Origin of the sequence: Paenibacillus sp. PDC88 (assembly GCF_900106725.1) — a bacterium.
Lineage (GTDB): Bacteria > Bacillota > Bacilli > Paenibacillales > Paenibacillaceae > Paenibacillus > Paenibacillus shunpengii.
In genome coordinates, this window is the sequence record NZ_FNNT01000006.1 from 218,558 (window position 1) to 244,081 (window position 25,524).

Sequence of the window (25,524 nt, forward strand, 5' to 3'; positions counted from 1 at the left end):
ATCAACGGATTCAGGAGCGAATAGAACTTATGATAAGAGCAAATGCTGAGGATAAATGGCTTCCTCTGTATGAAGCGTTAGCCAGCGGTGTCCGGCTATCCATCATCCGGCTTCTTGCAGAGCAGCCTATGAATATTAAGGAGCTTGCTGCCTCTCTAGACTTAAGCAGTGCAATTGTAACCAGCCACGTCCGCAAACTGCAGGATGTCGGTATTGTTGAATCCAAAATGATTCGCAAGGATGGCGGAACACATAAGATCAATTCTCTGGCCGTCGATTGGATTGAGATTGTGATGCCGAATAAGGTTCAGCAGCTAGCACGCAAGTATAAGGAAACCTCTATTCCGATTGGGCATTATACCGAGTTTGAGGTGTATCCGACCTGTGGATTGTCAACAACAGAAAAAGTCATTGGACAGTATGATGATCCGCGTTATTTTCTCGATCCCGAACGTGTGAATGCACACATCTTATGGTTTGGCCGAGGATATGTAGAATATAAAATCCCTAATTACCTGCTGCAAAACGAGCATATAACAGAGATTGAAATTTCATTTGAGATCGGTTCTGAGGCTCCTGGCGTTAACCCCAATTGGCCTTCTGACATTTCCTTTACTTTAAACGGCATACCGCTCGGAAAATGGACAAGCCCCGGAGACTCGGGACATGGCAGAGGTGTCTTCACACCGGAATGGTGGCATGATGAAGTGAATCAATATGGACTCTTGAAGGTCATTCGCATCACAAACGAGGCTACTTTTATTGATGGACAACGCATGTCGGAGATGACCATACAAGATATTCCGATAGAACGTAATCAATGGACATTCCGTCTAGCTGTTGAACAGGACGCGAAGCATGTCGGTGGATTAACATTATACGGTGAAGGCTTCGGTAATTATAATCAGAACATCATTCTGAGACTTTACCACTAAAAAAAGCCTCTTCCGCCAGGAAGAGGCTTGTCTTAGATATTATATTACAGCGCGCTGCCGCCATACAGGAAGCGGTATTCCCAATGCTTGCCTTTGTAAGTATCGACTTTAACACCGCCGGATTCCGTAGAGTACGTATGAAGCATTTTGCCATTACCCAGGTAAATCGCGACATGCGTAATTCTTGCTGAACTCTTATTGATTCCGGAGTACGAGGATTTGCTCGAACCTTTGTAAGACATGAAGAACATCAGGTCACCGCGTTTCAGAGAAGAAATGCTGGATTTTGCATTCCCTTTGTTCTTAACATATGTTCCTTGTTGACGAGAATCCGCTGGAAGCGTAATACCCGCTCCATCCATGAATGCACGTCTTACAAAAGAAGAACAGTCAAATGTCTTGGTGCTGCTGCGTGGTGCACCGAACTCATAAGGCGTTCCAAGGTATTTCTCACCTGCGTCGATCACTTTCTCCACAGTTTTTGAACTTGTGCTGTTCGCAGAGACGCTGCCGCCGCTAGAAGAACTGCCGCTGCTTACTGTCTTTGTATATTTAGAAGAAGAAGAAATATATCCTGTGTTTCCTTTTGTATCTTTGACTTTAAGCCAGCTGGATCCAGATGTTCCAAGAACAGATACGGTTTCTCCCTTTTTCAGCATGCGAATGACGGATGAAGAAGTGGTTGCTTTCTCTCTCAGGTTAACACCGTAGAGTACTTCCTTAGTTGTTGTAGCTGCATAAGCCTGGCTTGAGAATACAGGCATGCTCACTGAGCCGAACATTAATGCTGATGCTATAGTTGCAGTTAGTATCTTTTTTGTAACCTTCATGTTGTAGAACCTCCTGAAGTTTTAGGTTTTGTTAATTCCTCATGACATCACCTTGCCATCAACTGTCCCCATTGTAGGACAGGCAAGCAACCTAAATCATCTGACTTTAGTCCTAATCACCCCTTTATAAATATAGGTATATAAAACTATATAAATACGTTATATGATTTAATTCTAAACTGCATTATAATGATATAAACAAATCAAAATATCCTTATATATCAACACATTATTACAAATAAGCAAGAAAAAACAGCCTTAAATTTATTAGGTATATAGACCTATAAATAAAAAGGCTGTTATATGAATTGGATAAACTTACTAGTAGCTACATTGGATATTATATCCGTCAATAAATTTTGTTTTTAATTATTAACCTTTTTGTAACCTTTTAAATCGTTTACAAATTATGCAGATCTCTTATTTTTATTGTAGATATCAAACGCTACAGCTAACAACAGTACTAAACCTTTAATTCCCTGCTGCCAGTCGATACCGAGCCCGATCAGCGACATCCCGTTATTCAGCACACCCATCACCAGACCACCAATAATGGCGCCAAATACGGTTCCGATTCCGCCTGAGGCAGAAGCACCGCCGATAAACGCAGCCGCGATGGCATCAAGCTCAAAGTTTGTACCTGCTCTTGGAATAGCCGCATTCAGTCTTGCCGTAAAGATCAAACCAGAGATCGCAGCAAGAACACCCATGTTAACAAATACCCAGAAGGTGACCTTCTTCGTTTTTACTCCGGACAGGCCTGCAGCCTTCTCATTACCACCAACCGCATAAATGTGACGTCCCATAACGGTCTTATTCATAACAAAGGAATAACCTATAATAAGCACGGCAAGCAGCACCAGGATGTTCGGAATCCCTGCATAGCTGGCAAGCGCTACGAAGAATACGTTAACGACGATAGCGATAAGCACCATTTTCGTTATAAACAGCGGCGTAGAACTGGTCTCGAATTTATACTTCTGCTGATTCTTACGTGCTTTCACTTCATTAATAATGTAGAGTACGGTTACAATAATCCCTGCAAGGATCGCTACCAGATTCGTCCCCGCATTCCCGAAGTCCGGAATGAAGCCTGCACTAATCTTCTGAAATCCTTCCGGGAGAGGAGAGATGGACTGACCTTCCAATACAATCATCGTTAGACCACGGAACAAGAGCATCCCGGCAAGAGTAACGATAAAGGCAGGTATGCGGACATATGCAATCCAGAACCCTTGCCATGCGCCGATTAGGGCTCCGAGCAGAAGCGACAGAATGACCGCTACGACAGGATGCAGATTCATATCCACCATCATTATCGCGGCACATGCACCTACAAGGGCAGCTACGGAGCCTACGGACAAGTCAATATGACCTGTAATGATAACCAGCACCATACCAATGGCAAGGACGAGAATATAGCTGTTTTGCAAGATGAGGTTCGTAATATTGATTGGCTCAAATAACAGTCCTCCACTAAGGGCGCCGAACAAGATCATAATGAGTATCAATGCTATTATCATGCCGTACTGGCGAATATTATTTTTGAGCAGCTGCATTAAGTTATCCATTTGTATGCCCTCCCGATCTGGTCGTCTTCGTCATGTATTTCATCAACAGCTCTTGATTCGCTTCGCTCCGATCCACCTCACCTGTGATCCTTCCTGCATTCATAACGAAGATTCGGTCACAGATGCCGAGTATCTCTGGAAGCTCTGAAGAAATAACGATAATCGCCTTCCCTTCATTTGCCAGCTCCTGAATAATCGAGTAAATTTCAAACTTGGCCCCTACGTCAATTCCTCTTGTAGGCTCATCGAGTATGAGAATATCCGGCTCGGAATAGATCCATTTGCTCAGCACAACCTTCTGCTGATTACCCCCACTGAGGTTCTGGACCTCCTGATGGATGCTGTTCGTTTTGATCTTCAAGCGTTTACGCATTTGCTCTGCAACGATCACTTCTTCATTCTCATTAATAACAGAAGCCTTCTGCAGCTTGTTGATCCCGGTTAACGAAATGTTCCGTTTAATATCCTGGATCAGTACGAGCCCATAGTCCTTGCGATCCTCTGTTACATAGGCAAATCCATTATCTATCGCCTGATTGATTGTGTTATTGTGAATGACCTGTCCTTCCTTGCGCAGCTCGCCTGAGATTTTCTGTCCGTAGGCCTTTCCAAAAATACTCATCGCGAGCTCCGTCCGTCCCGCTCCCATGAGACCAGCAATTCCTACAATCTCTCCGCGCCGTACATTGAGATTGACTCCATCCAGTACTTTGCGATCGGCATGATGCTCGTGGTATACAGTCCAGTCCTTGACCTCAAGCATCACTTCACCAATGTTTGGCTTGCGTTCCGGATAGCGATCCGTTAGATCACGGCCAACCATGCCGCGGATAATTCGGTCCTCGCTCATATCCTTCGATTTCATATCCAGTGTTTCGATCGTCTTGCCATCTCGCAGAATTGTTACGGAGTCCGACACCTCGGATACTTCGTTCAGTTTATGTGAAATGAGAATACAAGCGATCCCCTGCCTCTTGAACTCCAGCATCAGTCTGAGCAGATTTTGACTGTCTGTCTCATTCAGCGCTGCTGTCGGTTCATCCAGAATAAGCAGCTTCACCTTCTTGGACAGTGCCTTCGCAATCTCGACAAGCTGTTGTTTACCGACACCAATATTCGTGACCAGCGTGTTAGGATTCTCATCCAGCCCCACTTCCTTCAGCAGCTCTGAGGTCTTCGAGATTGTCTCCTGCCAATTAATCACCCCTTTGGTTGCCCGTTCGTTACCTAGAAAAATATTCTCGGCAATAGACAAGTACGGGATAAGCGCAAGCTCCTGATGGATGATAACAATCCCTTTCTCCTCACTGTCCTTGATCGTTTTGAACTCGCATACCTGATCCTCGAATAAAATATCTCCCTCGTAGGAACCGTAAGGATATACTCCGCTCAGGACCTTCATGAGTGTTGATTTGCCCGCACCATTCTCTCCGCATAAGGAATGAATCTCGCCTGCCTTCACTTTCAGGTTTACATTCTCCAGTGCTTTAACACCGGGAAATTCCTTTGTAATCCCACGCATTTCAAGTATATATTCAGCCATGATTTCACCTTCCCGCATCAAAAGTTAACAGTCATTCTATTTCAGCCCAACTTCTTCTTTGGTGTAATATCCGGAATCAATCACTACTTCCTCCAGATTCGTCGCATCCACAGATACCGGCTCAAGCAGGTAGGACGGCACGACCATTTTTCCATTATCGTAGCTCTCCGTATCATTCACTTCTGCTTCGGTGCCAGAGAGAACGCTTTCAACCATGGCAACCGTTCGCTCCGCCAACTGGCGAGTATCCTTAAATATGGTTTGTGTCTGCTCTCCTCTAACGATGGATTTAATGGAGGACAGCTCAGCATCCTGACCGGTTATTACAGGCATCGGATTGTTCGAGCTTCCGTACCCTACACCTTTCAGGGAAGAAATGATGCCAAGGCTCAACGAATCGGCTGGAGCGAGAATTGCATCAATCCTCTCATTCGAGTAATGCGCACTGATCAAATTATCCATCCGCTTCTGCGCTTCCGCTCCATCCCATCTGAGCGTAGCGATTTGACTCATTGAATTCTGTTTGCTTCGTATAACCAGCTGACCGGAGTCAATGTACGGCTGTAGTACAGACATGGCACCGTCAAAGAAGAAGTAAGCATTGTTATCGTCCGGTGATCCGCCAAACAGCTCGATATTAAACGGTCCCTTGCCTTCCTTCAGGCCCAGCTTCTCCTCTATATAAGATCCTTGAAGTACACCGACTTGGAAATTATCAAATGTAGCATAATAGGACAAATGCTCTGTATTACGGATCAATCGGTCATAAGCAATGACACGAATGCCTTGGTCATGAGCCTTGCTGATCACATCGGTTAATGTATTCCCGTCAACGGATGCAATCACGATGACATCCACGCCTTTAGTAATCATGTTCTCGATCTGTGCAATCTGATTCTCGACTACATCCTCCGCATATTGCAGATCGGTCTTGAAGCCTTTCTCTTCAAACAGCTTCACCATGTTATTCCCATCGGCTACCCATCTCTCCGCCGATTTCGTTGGCATGGCAATACCGACATAGCCCTGACTTTCGCTGCCGCCTGTCGTCTCCGCAAGATTACATGCACTCAAAGAGATAACGAGCACGAAGAGAAGAAGATAGGTTAATGCTTTCTTCATCGTTTCCACCCTTTCGCTTATACGATTGTGCCTGGATTAAAGCTTTTATAGTTAGCGCTTTCATATCCATTGATCCCTTGTTTCTTCTATATGATATCTCATCCCTTCTTGAAGCGTCTTTGCACATTTGCAACCGTTTTTATAAAAATCAAACCTTTCTTGGTCATGTCCAGACAGGAGTCCTGTGGCAACAAAAAAAACGCCTTGCGGCGCTTTTTTAAAAAGAAGAGCTATGTCTTCCATGAATCTATATTGGTCCTCTATACAAAGGCTTCGCCCTTACGATATTTATTCGGGGAAATGCCCATGACCTTCTTGAATGCCGTGCTGAAGTAGTGCTGACTCTCATATCCGATATGATCTGCAATCTCATGCATGGTAAGACTGCTGCTATTCAGCAGCTGTATCGCCTTGTGAATCCGAATTCCAGTCAGCAGGGCAATAAACGACTCTCCGAGCTCCTTCTTCAGCATACGGCTTAAGTACACCGGTGAAACTCCCAGCTCGGAAGCTACCAGCTCCAGCGTCAAAGCATGGTTGTGATAATGCTCCTGCAGGTATTGCCGGGCTCTTCGTACGAGCGGAGATAGCGAAGCCTCCTGATAGATGCATTCCTTACACAGATTGTATGCCTGCAGCAGTTCCATCTCCACTCCAACATCCTCAGACGCGGTGTGAATGGTTACACCCAGATTCTCCTTGGCCGCCTCCTCGATCTTCATGAGCAGCTCTGGAGTGAACCTGCTCCAGCTGATCCCCACAATCAGATCAGATCCATTTCTAAACACAAGCGCTTCCGAGGTGCCAATCAGCTCTTCAACAATGTTCTTGACCGCATACAGATACAGCTGGCGATCGCCTTCCTTCAAGATCGTATTCGGCATGCTTGCCTCCGGCCAGCGGATCACGAGACAGCTTGCGGGAGAATCTGCAGGAAGAGAAAGCAGACTGAGCTGCATTCTAAGCTCCTCTTCATTCAGTCTGCCTTGTACCCATTCCTGTCCCAGCTGCTCTCGCAGCACCTCCCTTCTCTTGTGGAGATGCTCCCTGGCAGATGCCTGTTTCTCCTTCTCCAGCTGCTCCTCATCGAGTGAGGCCTTAATTCGCTGCAGCACCCTCATCAGTTCATCCGTTTCAACCGGCTTCAATATATATTCCTCCACACCCAGCCGAATCGCTTGCTGCGCATAGCTGAATTCATCATACCCTGTAATGATAATACATCTGCATTCCTGCTTCTGCTCTCGAAGGGCCTGAATGAATGAGATACCATTCATGATCGGCATATTCATATCGACGAGCACAAGATCAGCTCCCCGTTCTAGTACAAGCTCCAGTGCTTCCGCTCCGTCTTCGGCGAGTCCGATGACCTCCATGCCAAGTGAGGCCCAGTCTACCGAATCGCTGATTCCTTCACGAATGATGGGTTCATCATCAGCGATCAATACTTGATATGGCTTATTCATAGCTCCTCCTCCTGTTCGTGGTCAGCCATGACTTGAGGCTCGGTCAACAAAGGATGCTTAATTGTGACCGTCGTTCCTTCCCCCAGCGTGCTGTCCAGCTGTACCCCATAGTCTGTTCCGAATGCAAGCTGAATTCGGGCCTGCACATTTAACAGGCCATAGCTCTTCTGTGACTCCATCTCTTCATGCTGCTTATCTATGGTCATCAATGGATTGGCAAGCTTCTCCCTCAGCTGCTGAAGCCGCTCTTCATCCATACCCGCCCCATTATCTGTGATCGTCATCAGAAGATAGTCGGTTTGCTGTTCTACCTGAATTCGAATGATACCTGCACCGCGCCTAGCCTTGATCCCATGATAGATTGCGTTCTCCACAATCGGCTGCATGATCAGCTTGACGACATAGAATTTTCTGGCCTCCTCCTGCAGCTCGATCTGGCAGTTCAGCCGGTCCCGATAACGGGTCTTCTGGATCTGTAAATAGCTGGTGATATGATCTATCTCTTCGGATACCGGAATCATGCTGCTGCCCTTACTGAGCCCGATCCGAAACAATCGGGATAACGATTTCACCATTTCGGATACATCTTCTGCCCCCTGCTTGCGTGCCATCCAGTGGATGGTATCCAGTGTGTTATACAAAAAGTGCGGCTTGATGTGGGCGGTAAGACTGCGCAGCTCAGCTGCCTGCTTCTGTTTTTCTTTTCTCCGATTCATGGCCATCAGCTTCTTGATCTCCTGCAGCATCCGGTTAAAGCTGACACCGAGCATTCCGACCTCATCCCCACGGTTACCGAGATTTCGCAGCGTCATATCACCTTTTTCCGCCTTCTGCATCAAGCTCATCAAGTGATGAATCGGCCTTGAGATGGATTGTGACAGCACATAGGCTGCCGTTAGTCCAAACAAGCAAACAATAAATAAATAGCAAATCACATAAAAGTGAATTTCTCTTACGGCAATTGCTGAATCACCCGTATTGAACACCCCAATGGTACGCCAGCCTGTGTAAGAAGAGGTTTGATATTGAAACTGAAAGTTCTGTTCTCCGACTTGTTTCGTAAAGGTTCCATAGGAGGCATCTTCAAACCAGGATCCCTCCAGCTGAGTAATGATGGACTGATCCGGTGCAAAGATTTTATTCCCATCCTGATCCTGAATCATTAAATATCCATCTTTACCTAGCGTGACATCCCTTGCAATGCCAGCGATCGAGAACAACTTCAAGTCAATCAAAATAACACCTCGCGTCTCACGGGTCTCCGGATCAACCAAAGCCCTGGATACAGATACCACTTCATCCGGTGTATAGTTCACATGGGTAGTGACTCTCCGCTCTCCAGGGTGCCCGATGACCGTAAAGATCCCTTTATGATCCACGGCATCCTGATACCAGCTCTCTTGAGTAAGATCTGTATCGTCTACAGCATACATTTCGTTGCTTATATATTCCCCTTCATTATTAATAATCAGTATGCCTGCAATGTCGGGATGAAGTGTCGTAAATCCCTGCAAAAAAGCCTGAACACTTCCTGAGCTCTTCACCTGCTCTCTTGCTTCGGGATCACCATCAATAAACAGCTGAACATCCTCATCAAATTCGGTGAGATAGGTAATGTTCTGCAAATTCTCAATGGACTTGTCGAGCGACTGATTCACTTTTCCGATCAGCTGCAGTGTATTGTCTTCGACCTGCCTTTCCACAATTCGATCGACTGTCCAATTTACAATTAGTCCAAGACCCAGCGCTGGTACGATACCAATCAATACAAAAAGAATGGAGAGCTGATAACGCAGCGGCATTTGACTGAATTGAAGCCGGTTCCATAACCGTGGAGATCTGCGTTCATTTCGCATAATACTGCTCCACATTCTGTTTAGTAACAACATTAATTCCGGTATCGACCTGGACTGGAACCGGTGACACCTCGTCTGTCGCAGAAGGAGCTGGAATCGTTAGATCATGATGAAGATGGAACAAATATTGTAAGGACCAGTAGCCCATATTCCAAGTTCCCTGTGCGATGCTTGCCGCAATAGCACCTTCCTTAATCAGATCAAGTGTGGCTTTGTTCGTATCAAAGCTCACAATTTGAACCGGACCCCCCTGCTGCTGAACCGCTTTAGCGACACCGACACCGCTTGCTGCCTCGGTGACAAATACTCCGGCAAGATCCGGATACTTCTCAAGCAGTGCCGCCGTCACTTGCTCTGCATCTACTGCATTTCCTTTTCCGTTGACTGTGTCGACCACTTCCATCATTGGATAGGCGGCCTCCAGCGTATCCTTGAATCCTTGAATCCGCTCTGTATGATTATGCTGTCCAGGTACAGTAACGATGGCTACCTGCCCCTCTCTTCCTGTAAGCTTTGCGATCTGGGCTGCTGCTGTCGATCCTGCGTTATAATTATTCGTTGCCAGGAATGAGTAAGCTTTGCTGTTCGGTGCTCCTGAGTCAAACAGCACGACAGGGATGTTTGACTCAATCGCGCGGTCGATAACGCCATCGAGTCCATTCGTATCAATAGCAGAGATGGCAATGCCTGCTGGTTTCTTGGCAATCACCTGGTCCAGCACCATAATCTGCTCCTGCAGGTCGTACTCGGTTGCTCCTCTATATTCGATGGACACATTCAGAGCATCAGCCGCATCCTCAAAGCCCTTCAGGACACTCTTCCAGTATTCCGAGCCGGATTGAAAGGTGACCATCACATAACGCTCCGAAATATCTCCTCTTAGTCCTTCACCCGCGGTTCCTCTATTGTCCACGTCCTCTGTTTTATATTGAAATATATAAACCAAAAAAGCGAATATCAAAAGCGCATAGATCAGCATCATCTTCTTCAACGTAGCTACGCCTCCTCTGTGCGTTACAATGCCGGTATTTAAACCGCTTTCATTAACCATTATAAATCGAGCTGTCAAGACTGTGAGCTTCATGACAACAGACCCCCATCGCTGAAGGTCTGTCACCACACTATATTATGGAAGAGCCTAGTTTAGGAAATGAACCATTTGGTGCAGCGCTTCTCTATCCGATGTATGCTCATTATAAGGACTGTCTTCAACAGCATAGCCAAGAACAACACCAGAGCGGATAATCAGATGATCCGGGATCGACAGCTTCTCTCTAAGTATTTGAGGATAAGCAATCGAATTGAAGGCGGGAACACTCTGCACATGATGATGCTCAGCGGCCAGCACAAGATAGCCGGCGAAGGTGCCTAGATCCATGGTGGACCAATCCGTCAGCGATCGTTCCTGACAGATAATAACCAGGGCTGTTCCATCGAAGAACTTAATGTTATTGCGTCGATTCAGCTCTCTTGCCTTCTCATCCTCACGATCGATCCCCATGCACTCAAACATATGTATGCTGTTACGGACACTCCGTTCCTGCATATATTCAGGCCATTCCTTCGGAACTGGAACATCCGTATGGTATGGCTCTGAACGATCAAATGCAGCCAAATAGGCTTCTCTGACCGCTTCCAAGGTGTCGCCTGTAGCGACAAATACTTCCCAAGGCTGGGTATTCGCCCAGGATGGTGCACGCAGTGCATCCGTTAATATATTATCAAGTGTCGCCTGCGGGATCGGCTTGCTCTTGTCAAATTTGCGGTGAGACTTTCGGGTCTGAAACAGGTTCTTACTTTCTTCACGATGGTTCATTATTGCTTCTCCTCCATTCCTCTACTCTATATATCTGGAATTGACGATTCTTCATGAACGATAATATATACAGACAATAATTACAAGCACACACAGTCCCGAGTTGTAGTATACTTGCTCATGTTGTTTGTCATTTCATCTATTCTTAATGTTGATTCGTTACAATAATGACTCCAGTGCCTGCCTTCTTGGCATCAGAAACAACGATAGGAGGTTATCTAATATTGAAAAAGCCTAGAATCGAGGAGCTGACACCTCTGCGGGGACTCGCATTCCTCGCGATTGTGATGCAGCACAGCCTCGCAGAATATATATACCGGGCAGATATTCTCGCGCCTGATTCCACCATGCTTATGATTGTGTATCATTTGACAAGGTTCGGAACGCCGACCTTCGTGTTCCTGTCTGCCGTACTGCTGTTCTATAACTATGAGAAGAAGCTGCACTATCCGAGCTTTATTCGCAAAAGATTCGGAGATATCTATGTCCCGTTCCTGTTATGGACGGTACTATACTGGCTGAGTGTAAGACTGACGGCTGGCACGAACTGGCTGAGTGCTGACACCTGGACAAGCCTTGTTAGTGAATGGTTTGTTCCTCAAGCCGGTTATCAGCTGTGGTTCGTCATTATGGTGTTCCAGTTCTATCTGCTGTTTCCGCTGTTCCGGAAAGCTGCTCAGTTTCTGAAGAGCAAACTGGCGCCTCTGGATCCGAAACGACAGAACCGTACGGTTGTCACTATTATCGTACTCACTGGCGTCGCCTATGCTTATCTGTTATATCTGTCGTATTACGAGATGGGTGCTTGGGCAGAAGAAGCAGGCGGGATAACGCAAACACTGCTTGGTTACAGATCTTATTCTTTTGTTATGTATTTCTTTTATTTTATACTTGGTGCTCTGGTTGCCTTCATGCTCGAAAAGTTTCGCAAATGGGTACTCAAAATCATGCCCTGGACAGCGTTCTTGTCCATCGCATTATTCACTCTGCTCGCATATGATGTGCTTCGCGGCTCTTCTGATGTGATGAACCTGAACATATCTACCTATTTGAAGCCTCAGACCTTTGCTTTGATTCTGACACAGATGTTCCTGCTATATGGATTCATGCTCGTCGTCTCGCCGCAGAGCCGTTTCCGTAAGCTGTTTACATGGGTAGGAAGATATTCATACGGCGGTTATCTCGTCCATGCTATGGTCATCTACGGCATCGCATTCTTCACTAGACCGATGGAACTGTCTGGATATCATTTGCCGGTAACGATCATCACATTCCTGCTTACCGTCATCATATCGCTGCTCATCAGCTTTGGCTTGTCCAAGCTGCCTGGATCAAGATATCTGGTAGGTCTTGCGCGCAAACCCAAGAACAAGACTGCGAGAAATAAGGACAAGACGGTTCCAGCAGAAGGTGCTGTGCTCTGACGTAAGAGATTGCACCATTTTCAGTTTATTCTCCCCTGTAATTAAATATCCCCTTCAAGCTTCGTCTGTCGATGTATGACGGTCCTGCTTGGAGGGGATTTTTTATTTAGATTTTAGCTATGATCATGCTTAAGGGCTTCTTTTCCCGGTGCCCTTTCGATCTTGATCTTTCGATGGATAAACTTCTCCAGATCAGGTGTTAACTCTTCCTTCAATTTATCCACCAGCTGCTTCTCGGATACGCCTTTTGATTTGGCAATCTCAGCCAGCGACTTCCCTTGTCGAAGCTCTTGATTGAGCTGATCCGGGGTGAGACCGAGAAACTTGGCAATTTCCTCGCGATTTAAGCGATGTCCTTTGCCATGATGTGCATGCCGCCCGCGAAGCTCACTGAGGGGCGTGTTGATCACTTTGGCAAGCCGGGCATGAATATTCGATTTCATAGAGGTGCCTTGTTCTTTTGTGAGACAGCCTTCTTTGACCGCGGCATCCACCCGCTTATCGATGGCAGGAATGAGCTTCTTCTCAAGCTGCTTATCTGTTATTCCCTTCGACTGGGCAATGCTTGCAATGGTCTTGCCTTGTTCCATTTGGGATGCCAGTTCCTTCAGATCCATATTCAGAATCTTGGCTGTCTCATCCATGAAATAGAGGTGATGTCCTTGCCCGCAATTTGCATCTACCTCAAACTCCGTAAATACCGGATCCGGGGTTTTCGTTTCCTGAGCTCCGGCCTGTCCTGCGAACCCCGTCATGATCGAAATCAGAAGAGCGGCAGAAGCGATGCGCGAAATATATTTGTTCATGTGTCTGTCCACCTTTCTAGCTGCAATAAATTGTCTGCACTTCGTTAGTGTGGACGAATACACCCTTTTTTATCCATTACACATGAACTACACGAGCTGCAAGCTCAAGTACCGGAAGGAAAACGAATAACAGCCTCCGTTCCAATCCCTTTCTCGCTGCTATATTCTATACTTCCATCCATTGCTTCAATGATTCGGAATGTCACCATCATGCCAAGCCCGGTACCCTTCGTTTTATTGGAGAAATAAGGTTCACCGAGTCTCATGAGCTCCTGCTCATCCATGCCTATTCCGGTATCCTGTACATGAATAAAAATTTCCTTCCCTCTCGAATATGCCTTGACTCTAACCTCGCCGCTGCCCTGAATCGCCTCTATGCTGTTCTTGAGAATATTAATAAATGCTTGTTTAAACTTGGAGGTGTTTCCTCGAACCCACAGGTTCTCGGGTACATCCATCGTGATGACACAGCCCTCCAGATTTGCCATCGGGATCAGCACACCTTCGATGTGATTGAATTCTTCCGCTAGATTAATGAGCCTGATCTGATCAAATTCCGGCTTGGCAAAGGTCAGAAAATCATTAATAATCTCGGATGCCCGATCGAGCTCCTCAATCGCAATACTGACATATCTTCGATTCCTCAAATTCTCCTGCTTGCTCATCAGCTGGAGAAATCCGCGGGTTACCTGAAGGGGATTCCGGACCTCATGTGCAACAGAAGCCGCTAATTCACTTATAATCTTGATCTTTTCCGAGCGCTGCAGCTCATTATTGAATACTTCAAGCTCCTTCGTATACAGCTCTACTTGTTCATGCTTGCCCCATAAGGGATTTGTCTTGATGATCACGAGAGACACCGTAAATGCAGCCATCCCCCACTTCATCATCCAGAAATCATACCAATTCAAGGTGTAATATAGAATCCATTCGACAACGGCTGTGACTGTAAGTATTCCAGAACCGAATGATAGCAAATAGGCTTTACGGTTCCCCTTGCGTGCCTCCAGGATGGCAAAATAGGTCAGCAAGATAAGCTCTACAATAAACACAACCCCAAACACAGGCCGGGTCAGGAATTCATAAAACGGATAAATGAAATCACCCGTTAATGCATTGACCACTCTAACCAGCATGCACAATGCGATGTATACCAGCATAGATTTCCACAGCTTATTGATTAATCCGCCTGGTCCAGGTCCGATCATCTGTTCAAAACAATAGGCTAAGAGCGGCAGCAGCAGAATTAAAGCCGTTTCGAAGCCTGTAACCAGAATCCAGCTGTAATCAGGGTACAGCGTATACAAAGTCGGTGAATACAACAAGATAGCGAGACCGAAGCAGATAATGACCCCCATCATTGAGGACCACTGTCTTGTATTCACCCGGGTCATAAATAAACAGGTTACCGCTATGAGGACGGCAATCAGCAGCAGGATACCTCCCATTAGGACAGACGATAAACCATCTCTAAGATACATGCCGCTTAAGTCTTTATAAGAACCTGTCCATGCGTTCTCGCTCAATCCGACAGTTCTATCACTGCTGTGTGTCCAGATGTACACGGTCTTGCCTGAATCCTCTTGATCCAGAGACAACAGAATATGATTGCGATCAAACGGATAATTGTTGAATTCTCCTAATATACGCTCTCCATCTATATAGATATCAATCTGCTGTCCATAAATATATTCAAACAAAAGACCCGACCTCTCATCCAGATCGGCTGGCAGCTTGATTCTAGTCCATGCGGCACGAGCGATAGATGGATCCATGTCCTCAGCAGAATATCTGTCATCAATCGCTGTCCACTTATAATTTCCCTCCATCAGCTCCTCATAGCTGACGTTCACACTATCATTAAACCAGAGCATGTCCCGCGACAATTTCTGTATATCCTTATCCTGTGCATGCAAGACAGCTTGCGGCAGGATGAAGAGTACCCCTAGTAAACACAAGATGATAGCCGCCGATACTCTGGGCCCGATCTTCATTAGAACACCTCAAGACTCGATAAAATTAATACACATCCTTATTTTTCCACACTTTATTGATATCTACAATACTATTATCGCGCTCATCCCGAAGTCTCTCGCGCTCTGCCTCATACTGATTCTTGATCATTTCTAGTTCCTTCTGCTCTGCTTCCTCCCGATATTCAAACCAGACCAGACTCTCCTCATCCTCGTAGATGGTCCATATATCTGAGAATAGGTAGTCCTTGATCTCAACAATCCTGCCGTTCCATAAGCCGGAAGACCAATAGAGGCCGTCAGGTTTACGAATGACCGTCCGTGAGTAACCAGGTGTAGATGCTTTTTGACCGATCTTAATAGATCCGATCATATTCGAGAATGTACACCATTCCATCACCTGTCTTCCTCCAATCCTAATGACTCTCTATATTTTATAGCTAACATGGATTTTTAGAAACTATATTCATTCTATCCAATTGATTCGGGAGCGAAAGCTCGGTTTAAGAAATAGTCAAGTACATTTGGTTAGACCTCTCAAATTCATGAAGGAGGATAAAAAAATGAATAACACACATCGAAATGTGGAAGTCGAGCACAAGGATGTTCAGAAGAAATCTGATTCCAGTTTAGTCGCATCTACATTTATCAAATACGCAGCTTACATCATCCTATTTTTCGGATTCCTATACTTTCTCGTTAAATTTGTATTCCCTATGTTCTAGATGGACACGCTATCCGTAACTATGAACTGCTATGCATTCCCATGAACTTGAAGAAATAAGACTTTAAGGAGAGATATCAAATGGAGAATAAACCACATACGAACGAAGCCGATTTTGCCTATGAACGTTATAAATCCATGCAGGAGCCGGATCCGCTGAATACCCTGCCTGAAGATGATTTGGATTATGTAAATACGTATACAGAACAGACCGTAAGTCTGGATGAAGACACAACACCACTTGATGCCGAAACGGCTCAAAAGGAACCGATGCAGGATGTACGCAGTACCTCCTCCATTGAATTTGCACCGGACGAGGATTTCATGGATCGGCAGGATGTGCTGATCCGATCCAGTGAGCCCGATCTAGCAGCCGTACCCGATGCAGATGAGATCGCTGCAAACAGCCCGGTCGATCCGGCTGCTCCAGACCCGGATGCCATGCATGGTACAGATCTGATTAATGGCGCTGGCGGAAGTCCAGAGAAATGAATTTAAAATAGGATATTGTGCAAGCTGCTGCGGTGTCTTCATTGCAGCGGCTTGTTTTTTGTTCAATCACGCTCCTCTCTTCTACAGCTATGACATTTTCGTGTCTATTCCGATGAACGTTTCTAAATGGAGAGAAAAAAGGTATGATGAGAACATATTTAAACTATATCAAGGAGGAAACAGCATGTTGTTCAGATCCAAAGGCTTCAAATTCCTCTTTCTCCTGACTGCACTTGTCGTTATTCTGGCAGGCTGTGGAAAGGATAATGCAGAGAATGACGAGCTTGAATTTGGAGGGATTGGTGTTCCTGACCCTGCGAAGTCTCATCCTGTTGCTACCATTGAGCTGTCTAATGGCAAGCAGATCGTAATGGAACTCTACCCCGAAATTGCTCCGAATACCGTGAACAATTTCATTTCCCTCGCTAACAGCGGCTTTTACGATGGAACGATCTTTCACCGGGTTATCCCGAACTTTATGATACAGGGCGGCGATCCTGAAGGAACAGGGACTGGCGGTCCTGGTTACAGCATCAAGGGCGAGTTTACAAGCAACGGAGTGAAGAATCATCTGCTGCATGTTCGCGGTGTCGTATCCATGGCGCGGTCCAATGACCTGGATTCCGCAGGCTCCCAGTTTTTTATTGTACAAGCGGATTCAGAGCATCTGGATAATCTTTATGCCGCATTCGGTAAAGTGACCGAAGGTCTGGACGTTGTCGATGAAATAGCGAATCTCGAGAGAGACCAGAATGACCGGCCAGTTGACCCGCCAGTAATGACTAAAGTCACTGTAGACACGCTGGGTGTCGACTATCCGGAACCAGAGAAAATTGAATAGAAAAAACAGCAAAAGACCGGACTCCTTCGAATGTCCGGTCTTTATTACGTATGCCATTTATGCCAAATCATCGCCATATTAAGCTAATCCATCCCATAATCGAAATCCAGAGCGGAACACTGAGCAGGATGCCCCACATTAACCCTTTTAATAGCTGCGTGTTTAGTTCCAATAGCAACGACCCCTTCACTGTTTAATTAGTCGTAGTATCGGTGTTCAAAATGAGCTATATACTCTAGTTCGCTTATTTCTTCCTCTACTTTATATTACACCAATTTTTAGAAAGCGCTATCATTAATTTATTCCTATTCAACATTCCTGCTACTTATACTTCCAATTCACCCTGTGTACCTGTTATAATTTTGCTACGATGAAACGGAGGGATCATCATGGTCAAAAAAAGAAACACGCCGTCCCGGCAGTCGACTAACCGTACTTCGAGCCGTGAAGAATCCGGAGCAGCGACGCTGAAGGACATGCTGAGCGATGAAGTGCTCGGCAAGCTCAAGGCGCAGGCCAAGGAAATTAAGGCAGCCGATCTGCAGCGACAGGAAGAAGCTCGCCGTCTGGCAGAAGAGAAGAAGAAGGCAGAGCAAAAAAAATTAGATAACAACTTTGAATATCTTCTTGACAACAGCAACCTCGATTGGCACAAATATAAATAAAATGACGAAGTCCCCAAGTATTGACCTGTGAAGACAGGTCCTGTACTTGGGGATTTTGCAAAATGTTGCACTCCCCCTCTTCCCTATGATTCAACCTACCTCCGACAGGGGTATTTCTACGTTAGAAAGCTTCACGAATTATAGACTATGGATTAGGGAGGAATCGTTATGCCGAATCTTCGTTTTGAGAATAAGATTGCCATTGTGACCGGGGGAGGTTCCGGCATAGGGCAAGCCGCTGCCCTTCGTTTAGCGGAGGAAGGTGCTCACGTATTCATGCTTGATCGAACCGTCGAAAGAGCAGAAGAAACCAAAAGTAGGATTGAGCAAAACGGCGGAACGGCGGAAGTCATTGAATGCGACATTGCTAAGCCCGAGATGGTGGAGAATGCGATTAACACCGTTGCAGAACGGGCAGGTCGAATTGATGTTGTCTTTGCCAACGCCGGTGTAAACGGAAAAATGGCGCCCATTGAAACGATGGAAATCGAAGATTGGGATCAAACGATGTGCATTAATATGAGAGGTACGTTCGCCACGGTAAAATACGCGATACCTCACATGAAGGAGAATGGCGGAAGTATCATTATTAACAGCTCCATTAATGGTAACCGCGTATTCTCGAATATCGGCTTCTCTGCTTATGCATCGACAAAGGCCGGTCAAGCGGCATTTATGAAAATGGCGGCTCTGGAGCTCGCGAGATATAAAATCCGGGTCAACTCCGTTCATCCAGGGGCCATTGACACGAATATTGATTCCAAGACCGAGCGCTCTGAGGATCTGGATCAGGTTCAAATTCCGGTGGAATTCCCTGAGGGAGATCAGCCGCTGGCCGGCAAGTCGGGCAAGCCTGACCAAGTCGCTTCCCTGGTCTTGTTCCTGGCTTCAGATGAAGCCTCCCACATATCCGGCACCGAAGTCTATATTGATGGAGCCGAATCCCTGCTTCGCGGATAATAAGGCAAGACGCATGAAAGAACCTCCAGACTTACTGCTATTAGCAGCGAGTCTGGAGGTTTTTATTTGCTGTAAGACTTGCAAGCTAAGCATCTTCATTTGCAAATTTTTAGAGCGATACATGATCCTTGCTTACCGCCTTGCTTGCGGCTCGTGATGGAAGATAGAAGAAGACGATATACATCATGGTGAATAACACGAATGCGACCCATTCTTCGACAAGAATATAGTAGGGATAGGGTCCGAGCATATCTAATATAGAAGGTGACTCCGGCTTGTGGGACAGGAACATATAATTTGCCCCGAATACTTGATTGAAGCACCACACGATGCCAGCAATGAGATTAAGCAGCAGCATGGAGAGCGGAACCGAGGTTATTGTCAGCCTGACCTGCTCAATCCAGGTCATATATAACGCGGCAGCGATAATAGAACCATGCGCGATGAAGAATTGTATAAATCGAAAATGAGGAAATGTATATACCAAATCAGGCGTTATCAGTGCAGCCAGCGCACCGCAGATTCCAGCATAGAACACAATTATGTACAGAACGCGATTTCGGGTCACAAGCATAACACATGATAGAAGAAGCGTAATACTGCATAGCTCCAGCGGCAGCGTGTAAGCCGGATCCCATAGATCATAGATCTGATACCACGCTTCAAGCATGAGCTGCGATAGAAGCAGCAATGCCAGTAATATGTAGCGCAGTGTTTATCTAGCCGATTCGGAGCTCCTCAGCTTCTGTCGATACATAAACATCGCGAGCAGAAGAACAATAAGGACAGCCACTGCTCCTGCATGAGCAAGAGACATAAATTCAAACCTCGGTGCATTATAAGGATTGAAGATGGATAGGTCAGCAAAAATGGTATGCACGGATCTCTCCTCTTCCTTTCGAGAATAAAGTTTATTCGATCATAATGGATCTCTATGAGGATGAACAGCCATCATATAGAAGAAACTCATCAAATTTAACATAAAAAAGACAGTTGACAGATCATCAGTTTAACTATAAACTGATGATAATAAGTTTAGTGCTAAACTCAATATTTATTGAAAGAGGGACTCCGAATGAATGAAGCAAACTTCACTCCTCCCCACTTGTCTAAACCGGAAGAACGGCTCGGTCTGCTGCTATGGTTCAGGCTGTCCCGCATCTATAACCATAACATCCGGGAAAATAATCAGCATTTAAAGGCCTGGAATTTATCAACAGCTCAATTCGACGTCCTCGTTCAGGTGGGCACCGAAGAGCGGATGTCACAGCAGGAGCTGGCGAACAAGCTGCTTGTTACCAAGGGTAATATTACTCAGCTATTGAGTAAAATGGAGGATCTAGGACTGATCCAGCGGGAAACAGACTGGAAGACCAAATATGTATCCCTTACCGATCAAGGCAGAGCATTATATGACGAGGTTGTACCTGCACAAGAGCAATTCCAAGCATCCCAATTCAGCAAACTAAGCAAAGACGAGCGCAAGGAGCTGCTTAAGCTGCTCAAGAAGCTGCAAGACTAACTGCCAATCCAGGCGGATTTTTTATAAAACTACGATATAAATTATAGGGAGGTTGACTTATTATGACGGAACTCGCTGCAATCAAAGGAATCCATCACGTATCTGCACTTACAGCCAAAGCACCAGAAAACTTCGAATTTTACACCAAGACCCTGGGCCTTCGTCTCATCAAAAAAACGGTAAATCAAGACGACAACTCAATGTACCATCTCTTCTATGGTGATGAAAAAGGAAATCCCGGTACCGAGCTGACCTTCTTCGAAATGCCAAATGCAGGACAGACCCGGACAGGGACAAATAGTATTTCGGCAACCTCGCTCCGTGTACCCAGCGATGCCTCCCTTACGTATTGGAAGCAGCGCTTTGAGGAGCTCGAGGTCGATCATGATGAGATCGTGGAACGTGCAGGACGCAAGACGCTGGCATTTCGTGATTTTGAACAACAGCGCCTCATTCTTGTCTCCGATGAGCATAATGAAGGGGTCGCCGGCGGAGTACCTTGGGAGAAGAGTATCATTCCTCAGGAGCACGCCATTGTAGGACTCGGACCGGTACAGCTGACAGTGGAACAAGGCGAGCATACTGCAGCTGTGCTGATCGAGGTGCTGGGTTTCCGTCACAAAGGCAGCTATCCTTCTTCTGTTCCTAGTCAGCCGGATATTGAAGTGTACGAGGTTGGTGAAGGCGGCAGCGGCACGGAAATTCATGTTGAAGAAAGAACCGATCTGCCGGTTGAACGCCCCGGACGCGGAAGTGTACACCATGTAGCACTGCGTGTAGAGAATGAAGAGCAATTGAAGGCGTGGATCCCTCGCATCAACAGCTATGGCTTTCCAAATTCCGGATTTGTGGATCGATTCTATTTCAGATCCCTGTACTTCCGTGAAGGCAACCGCATCCTCTTCGAGCTGGCTACGGACGGCCCGGGCTTTGATACGGATGAGGACCTTCTTCATCTGGGAGAATCTCTGGCCCTTCCGCCTTTCCTTGAAGAAAGACGCAGTGTGATTGAGAAAATGCTGAAACCGCTGGATACTAAACAATCTTAAAGCCAATAAACCACGGCACAGTAACCATAGATACATATGGTTACTGTGCCTTTTTATGTATCATACTGTCTCTCCTCTGTAGACATCTTATTTTCATCGAGTAAACACCTATTCCTGTCCAATTCACTGTTCACTGCATATACTAATTTGGAACAAAGTGGACCCTATCTGCTTTTTCGTGAAAATCTTGGATACTTTGAGGTATACTAGTAGTGCTTGTTCGCAATCCAGCTATGTGCACCCGGCAAGCACATCATAACCGTTTCCTATTGGAGGGAATAAAAGTGTCAGGATTAATTAGAACTGAAAAAGATTTTATCGGCGAAAAAGCCATCCCCGAAAATGCATACTATGGTATCCAAACGATGCGCGCCGTCGAGAATTTCCCGATCACAGGAGTTCCTATTGAAAAGGAATTGATCACTGCATTAGCTGCCGTCAAAAAAGCCGCCGCTGCTGCCAACATGGATTTAAAAATGCTTCCTCAGCCGATCGGCAGTGCCATCATTACCGCTGCTGAAGAAGTCATGCAAGGCCAGCACCTTGATCATTTCATCGTCGACTCCATTCAAGGCGGTGCCGGCACCTCGATCAATATGAATATGAATGAAGTTCTCGCAAATCGCGGCCTCGAGCTGCTTAATCAGAATAAAGGCGACTACTTCCATTGCAATCCTAACAATCATGTAAATATGTCGCAATCGACCAATGATGCCATTCCAACCGCTCTCCGTATTGCAGCTTATCGCCTAAGTGAGCATCTGCTGGGTACGATGAAGGAGCTCGCAGAGGGTTTTAAACGCAAGGAGAAGGAATTTGATGACGTCGTTAAAGTCGGTCGTACCCATCTTCAGGATGCCGTTCCAATTAAGCTCGGACAAGAATTTGGCGCTTATGCGAGAGTACTCGCTCGTGATATCGAACGGCTGGATCATGCAACCAAACGTCTTCTCTCTATCAATCTTGGAGCGACTGCTGTTGGTACAGGACTAAACGCCAAAGTTGAATATATCGAAAAGGTCACCAGTCATCTGGCACAAATCACCGGACTCCCCCTTTATACGGCAGAGGATTTGGTGGATGCTACCCAAAATACAGACAGTTATCTTGAACTCTCGGCAGCACTCAAGGTCTGTGCCGTGAACATGTCCAAGATCTGCAATGATATTCGTATGATGGCTTCAGGACCAAGAGCGGGATTCTCCGAGCTGCTCCTGCCGCCAAGACAACCAGGTTCCTCTATTATGCCAGGCAAGGTGAACCCGGTCATGGCCGAAGTGATGAACCAGATCTCGTTCCAAATCATCGGTAACGATCATACCATTGCGCTGGCCTGTGAAGCAGGTCAATTCGAGCTGAATGTCATGGGACCGGTCATCGCCTTTAATCTGCTTCAATCTCTGAAAATCATGAATAATGGCATGAGTGCCTTCCATGACTTCCTGGTGAAGGATTTAGAGGCAAATCGTAAACGGATCAAAGAAGTGCTCGATCAAAGCTTCAGCATGATTACTGCACTCAATCCACATCTCGGATATGATGTAGCGGCCGGTGTCATTAAGGAAGCTCTGCGTACAGGCTCCACCATTACCGCGATTATTCTGGAACGCGGACTGCTGACCCTGGAGGAGCTGGATGAAATTCTTCATCCTGAACAAATGACGACACCCGGTATTGCCGGAGAACGTTTCCTGCATAACAATTAATTCAAGTCGAACAAGCCGTGTTCTCACCTTGCGAGAATACGGCTTTTTCCGTGTAGAATTGTTATTTAACCCCTCTTCTCCCCATACATATGATTAGGAGAGAAGGGAGATATTGCCCATGATAACCACGAACGAGCTGTATCGAAAAACGTTACTTACGATTGCCGGCAATCCACGTATTGAACGGCTTACGATAAAATACGGAAAATCGCTCGCGAGACGATTTATTGCCAGTGAACACTTGGATGGTGCTCTTACGGAAGTGCGGAAACTAAATGAAATTGGAATCATGGCTACGCTGGATCATCTTGGCGAGGGCATTCAGGAGCTGGAACAGGCAACAGGCTACCGGGATGAGTACATTCGTCTCATCGAAGGGATATCGAAGAGCAAGGTTCAATCCAACGTTTCTTTGAAACCAACCCAGATGGGGCTCGCGCTGGATCCGGAAGCATGCTATCAGAATATTCGGGCTGTCGCTCGCGAGGCTAAGTATCATCGTAATTTTGTCAGGATTGATATGGAGGATTCGCCTTACACTGAAGCGACTCTTCAAATCGTTGAGAGACTTCATCGCGAGGGGCTCACCAATGTCGGTACTGTAATCCAGGCCTATCTGTTTCGGACGGAAGCGGATGTACAGCATTGTATTGAGCACCATATTCCACTTCGCCTGGTTAAGGGCGCCTACAAAGAACCTGCCGCTATTGCTTATCAAAATGCAAAGGATGTGCGCAGCCAGTTTGAGCGCATCATTCAGCTGCATCTGGATCAGGACGTTTATACGGCAATTGCTTCGCATGATGATCGGATCATTCAATTTACGAAGAGATACGCAGCGGAGCATAGCATTTCCAAGGAACGATTTGAATTTCAGATGCTCTACGGGCTGAGAATACAGGAACAAGAACGGCTGGCGGCCGAAGGTTATCGGGTAAGATGCTATGTACCCTATGGGACGATGTGGTACCCGTATTATACGAGGCGGCTTGCGGAGAAGCCGGGCAATCTAATGCTGGTGTTGAAGAATATGGTCAGATGAAGTAGTTGAAAAAATAGTGTGGCTTGCGCTGGCCTTGGGGCTCTATACCTGCGGGCTGGCCTTGGAGGGCTCTATAAGCGAATGTTCGTCCGATCGTTCTTGGATTGGTAAGCTTTGAATTATTCTCAGCGGTATTCTTTCCAATCCAAATACGAACGCTGTCGCTTCTACCGAATCATTTCGCTTACTGAGCCTGGGGGCCAGCTGGCTGGGCAGTACCCTTCCCCTATTCTTCACTTGGGGAAGGGCTCGTTAGGTGTCCGATGTTCTTATTTCATCGGACTCTTTGGCTTGGAGAGCTCGCTGGGGCTTAATCTGGAAGTGGAAAGATGGCTGTGGCTGGCCTTGGAGGGCTCTATAAGCGAATGTTCGTCCGATCGTTCTTGGATTGGAAAGCTTTGAATTATTTCTCAGCGGTATTCTTTCCAATCCAAATACGAACGCTGTCGCTTCTACCGAATCATTTCGCTTACTGAGCCTGGGGGCCAGCTGGCTGGTTGTGCCCTTCCCCTATTCTTCTCTTGGGGGATGGGCTTGTTAGGTGTCCGATGTTCTTATTCCATCGGACTCTTTACTTTTAATTCGTATAGTGTCCTTTATATAACCATTGTCCATCAATTAATTCAAAATGCATATATATAGCCACGTGCCCTTCATGGTAAACATTAGCGAGAAATACTTCGACTTCATTTTCATTCGTTTGATTATACCCTCGGTATTCTAAATTGCCTATTTCAATAGAGGACAACATCGAAACGTCCTGCTTGTGGTCCTCGTCTTTTAGTGTATAAGTCTCTGCCTGCTCATCGAACTCCATTGTAGGAACAGAAAGGGATTTTAACGTCACATAGTCTTTGTTATTGATCGCACCAATAATCTTAAAAGACGCATTCAGTGTCCCTCTAATCACATTCATATGTTTCTCAGAAGGAGCCATTTTAGTAGCATCAAGTTCTTCAATAAGTTGTTGATTCTCGGCCTGTAAATCTTGAATTTGTGCTTCATGCGTCACTGGTGATACTTCACTATTACTACAAGCAGATAAGATAAATACAATAAATAACATAAAATATATGTTTTTCATGTTTTACCTCCTTTTCAAAAACAATAACATACACTAAACAAAAAGGATGAAGAATTTGTAAGTTCTTCATCCTTTTTGTTTTTTTATAAGAACATGA

The 25,524-nt window shown here is 45.9% G+C and carries 26 protein-coding genes; 12 read left to right on the forward strand and 14 right to left on the reverse strand.

Annotation, left to right across the window (positions count from 1 at the left end):
• Positions 1–29 precede the first annotated feature (29 nt).
• A complete protein-coding gene (locus BLW49_RS18930) occupies positions 30–935 on the forward strand; it encodes an ArsR/SmtB family transcription factor (protein WP_083655773.1) in 906 nt (301 codons plus the stop codon).
• 44 nt (positions 936–979) lie between these two features.
• Here BLW49_RS18930 and BLW49_RS18935 read toward each other — a convergent pair whose 3' ends face one another.
• From BLW49_RS18935 to BLW49_RS18975, 8 genes are all read right to left on the reverse strand, one after another.
• Positions 980–1,765: a C40 family peptidase gene (locus BLW49_RS18935; protein WP_076312081.1), complete on the reverse strand. Its 786-nt coding sequence runs from the start codon at positions 1,763–1,765 to the stop codon at positions 980–982.
• A gap of 407 nt (positions 1,766–2,172) precedes the next feature.
• Complete coding sequence (gene mmsB, locus BLW49_RS18940; RefSeq protein WP_076312082.1) at positions 2,173–3,336, reverse strand: multiple monosaccharide ABC transporter permease; 1,164 nt, start codon at positions 3,334–3,336, stop codon at positions 2,173–2,175.
• Complete coding sequence (mmsA, locus tag BLW49_RS18945) at positions 3,329–4,879, reverse strand: multiple monosaccharide ABC transporter ATP-binding protein (protein WP_076312083.1); 1,551 nt, start codon at positions 4,877–4,879, stop codon at positions 3,329–3,331. Before mmsA ends, mmsB begins: the two co-directional genes overlap by 8 nt.
• Positions 4,880–4,915: 36 nt before the next feature.
• Positions 4,916–6,001, reverse strand: coding sequence for a multiple monosaccharide ABC transporter substrate-binding protein (gene chvE / locus BLW49_RS18950; protein ID WP_090726197.1), 1,086 nt, complete (start codon positions 5,999–6,001; stop codon positions 4,916–4,918).
• A gap of 260 nt (positions 6,002–6,261) precedes the next feature.
• The gene (locus BLW49_RS18960) at positions 6,262–7,467 is read right to left on the reverse strand and encodes a response regulator transcription factor (protein ID WP_076312086.1); all 1,206 of its coding nucleotides are present in this window, start codon (positions 7,465–7,467) and stop codon (positions 6,262–6,264) included.
• On the reverse strand, positions 7,464–9,323 hold the full coding sequence (locus BLW49_RS18965) for a cache domain-containing sensor histidine kinase (protein WP_256209827.1): 1,860 nt from the start codon (positions 9,321–9,323) through the stop codon (positions 7,464–7,466). Before BLW49_RS18965 ends, BLW49_RS18960 begins: the two co-directional genes overlap by 4 nt.
• Entirely contained in the window at positions 9,313–10,314 is a 1,002-nt protein-coding gene (locus tag BLW49_RS18970) for a substrate-binding domain-containing protein (protein ID WP_076312607.1), read from the reverse strand. The genes BLW49_RS18965 and BLW49_RS18970 overlap by 11 nt, the downstream gene beginning before the upstream one ends.
• A 147-nt stretch (positions 10,315–10,461) precedes the next feature.
• Complete coding sequence (locus tag BLW49_RS18975; protein WP_090726205.1) at positions 10,462–11,139, reverse strand: nitroreductase; 678 nt, start codon at positions 11,137–11,139, stop codon at positions 10,462–10,464.
• 224 nt (positions 11,140–11,363) lie between these two features.
• On the opposite strand from BLW49_RS18975, the gene BLW49_RS18980 reads away from it, so the two are divergent.
• Positions 11,364–12,563: an acyltransferase gene (locus BLW49_RS18980; protein ID WP_090726207.1), complete on the forward strand. Its 1,200-nt coding sequence runs from the start codon at positions 11,364–11,366 to the stop codon at positions 12,561–12,563.
• A gap of 113 nt (positions 12,564–12,676) precedes the next feature.
• On the opposite strand, the gene BLW49_RS18985 is transcribed toward BLW49_RS18980, so the two are convergent.
• The 3 genes from BLW49_RS18985 to BLW49_RS18995 all read right to left on the reverse strand — a co-directional run bounded on the left by BLW49_RS18985 (position 12,677) and on the right by BLW49_RS18995 (position 15,742).
• Entirely contained in the window at positions 12,677–13,369 is a 693-nt protein-coding gene (locus BLW49_RS18985) for a hypothetical protein (protein WP_090726208.1), read from the reverse strand.
• Positions 13,370–13,473: 104 nt separating this feature from the next.
• Positions 13,474–15,363 (reverse strand): sensor histidine kinase, encoded by a 1,890-nt coding sequence (locus BLW49_RS18990; protein ID WP_090726210.1) that lies wholly within the window; start codon positions 15,361–15,363, stop codon positions 13,474–13,476.
• 25 nt (positions 15,364–15,388) lie between these two features.
• Positions 15,389–15,742, reverse strand: coding sequence for a hypothetical protein (locus tag BLW49_RS18995; RefSeq protein ID WP_256209828.1), 354 nt, complete (start codon positions 15,740–15,742; stop codon positions 15,389–15,391).
• Between the two features lie 163 nt (positions 15,743–15,905).
• On the opposite strand from BLW49_RS18995, the gene BLW49_RS28875 reads away from it, so the two are divergent.
• The 5 genes from BLW49_RS28875 to BLW49_RS19015 all read left to right on the forward strand — a co-directional run bounded on the left by BLW49_RS28875 (position 15,906) and on the right by BLW49_RS19015 (position 19,024).
• Positions 15,906–16,067: a hypothetical protein gene (locus BLW49_RS28875; RefSeq protein WP_177178795.1), complete on the forward strand. Its 162-nt coding sequence runs from the start codon at positions 15,906–15,908 to the stop codon at positions 16,065–16,067.
• A gap of 80 nt (positions 16,068–16,147) precedes the next feature.
• Positions 16,148–16,558: a hypothetical protein gene (locus BLW49_RS19000; RefSeq protein WP_076312092.1), complete on the forward strand. Its 411-nt coding sequence runs from the start codon at positions 16,148–16,150 to the stop codon at positions 16,556–16,558.
• Between the two features lie 184 nt (positions 16,559–16,742).
• On the forward strand, positions 16,743–17,399 hold the full coding sequence (locus tag BLW49_RS19005) for a peptidylprolyl isomerase (protein ID WP_076312093.1): 657 nt from the start codon (positions 16,743–16,745) through the stop codon (positions 17,397–17,399).
• Between the two features lie 389 nt (positions 17,400–17,788).
• On the forward strand, positions 17,789–18,064 hold the full coding sequence (locus BLW49_RS19010) for a YqkE family protein (protein ID WP_076312094.1): 276 nt from the start codon (positions 17,789–17,791) through the stop codon (positions 18,062–18,064).
• A 168-nt stretch (positions 18,065–18,232) separates the two neighbouring features.
• Positions 18,233–19,024: an SDR family oxidoreductase gene (locus tag BLW49_RS19015; RefSeq protein ID WP_090726212.1), complete on the forward strand. Its 792-nt coding sequence runs from the start codon at positions 18,233–18,235 to the stop codon at positions 19,022–19,024.
• A 109-nt stretch (positions 19,025–19,133) separates the two neighbouring features.
• Here BLW49_RS19015 and BLW49_RS19020 read toward each other — a convergent pair whose 3' ends face one another.
• Both BLW49_RS19020 and BLW49_RS29275 read right to left on the reverse strand, forming a co-directional pair.
• On the reverse strand, positions 19,134–19,736 hold the full coding sequence (locus tag BLW49_RS19020) for a YwaF family protein (protein ID WP_371264593.1): 603 nt from the start codon (positions 19,734–19,736) through the stop codon (positions 19,134–19,136).
• A 3-nt stretch (positions 19,737–19,739) separates the two neighbouring features.
• Positions 19,740–19,904, reverse strand: coding sequence for a hypothetical protein (locus BLW49_RS29275; RefSeq protein WP_256209829.1), 165 nt, complete (start codon positions 19,902–19,904; stop codon positions 19,740–19,742).
• Between the two features lie 195 nt (positions 19,905–20,099).
• Between BLW49_RS29275 and BLW49_RS19025 the strand changes: the two genes are divergently transcribed.
• The 5 genes from BLW49_RS19025 to BLW49_RS28555 all read left to right on the forward strand — a co-directional run bounded on the left by BLW49_RS19025 (position 20,100) and on the right by BLW49_RS28555 (position 24,745).
• Positions 20,100–20,546 (forward strand): MarR family winged helix-turn-helix transcriptional regulator, encoded by a 447-nt coding sequence (locus BLW49_RS19025; RefSeq protein ID WP_076312109.1) that lies wholly within the window; start codon positions 20,100–20,102, stop codon positions 20,544–20,546.
• 62 nt (positions 20,547–20,608) lie between these two features.
• Complete coding sequence (locus BLW49_RS19030; protein ID WP_076312110.1) at positions 20,609–21,595, forward strand: ring-cleaving dioxygenase; 987 nt, start codon at positions 20,609–20,611, stop codon at positions 21,593–21,595.
• Positions 21,596–21,873: 278 nt separating this feature from the next.
• A complete protein-coding gene (locus BLW49_RS19035) occupies positions 21,874–23,301 on the forward strand; it encodes an aspartate ammonia-lyase (RefSeq protein WP_371264594.1) in 1,428 nt (475 codons plus the stop codon).
• 118 nt (positions 23,302–23,419) lie between these two features.
• Positions 23,420–24,343: a proline dehydrogenase family protein gene (locus BLW49_RS19040; RefSeq protein ID WP_371264587.1), complete on the forward strand. Its 924-nt coding sequence runs from the start codon at positions 23,420–23,422 to the stop codon at positions 24,341–24,343.
• 114 nt (positions 24,344–24,457) lie between these two features.
• On the forward strand, positions 24,458–24,745 hold the full coding sequence (locus tag BLW49_RS28555) for a hypothetical protein (protein WP_143042137.1): 288 nt from the start codon (positions 24,458–24,460) through the stop codon (positions 24,743–24,745).
• A gap of 175 nt (positions 24,746–24,920) precedes the next feature.
• Here BLW49_RS28555 and BLW49_RS19045 read toward each other — a convergent pair whose 3' ends face one another.
• Positions 24,921–25,427 (reverse strand): hypothetical protein, encoded by a 507-nt coding sequence (locus tag BLW49_RS19045; protein ID WP_090726213.1) that lies wholly within the window; start codon positions 25,425–25,427, stop codon positions 24,921–24,923.
• Between the last annotated feature and the right edge of the window lie 97 nt (positions 25,428–25,524).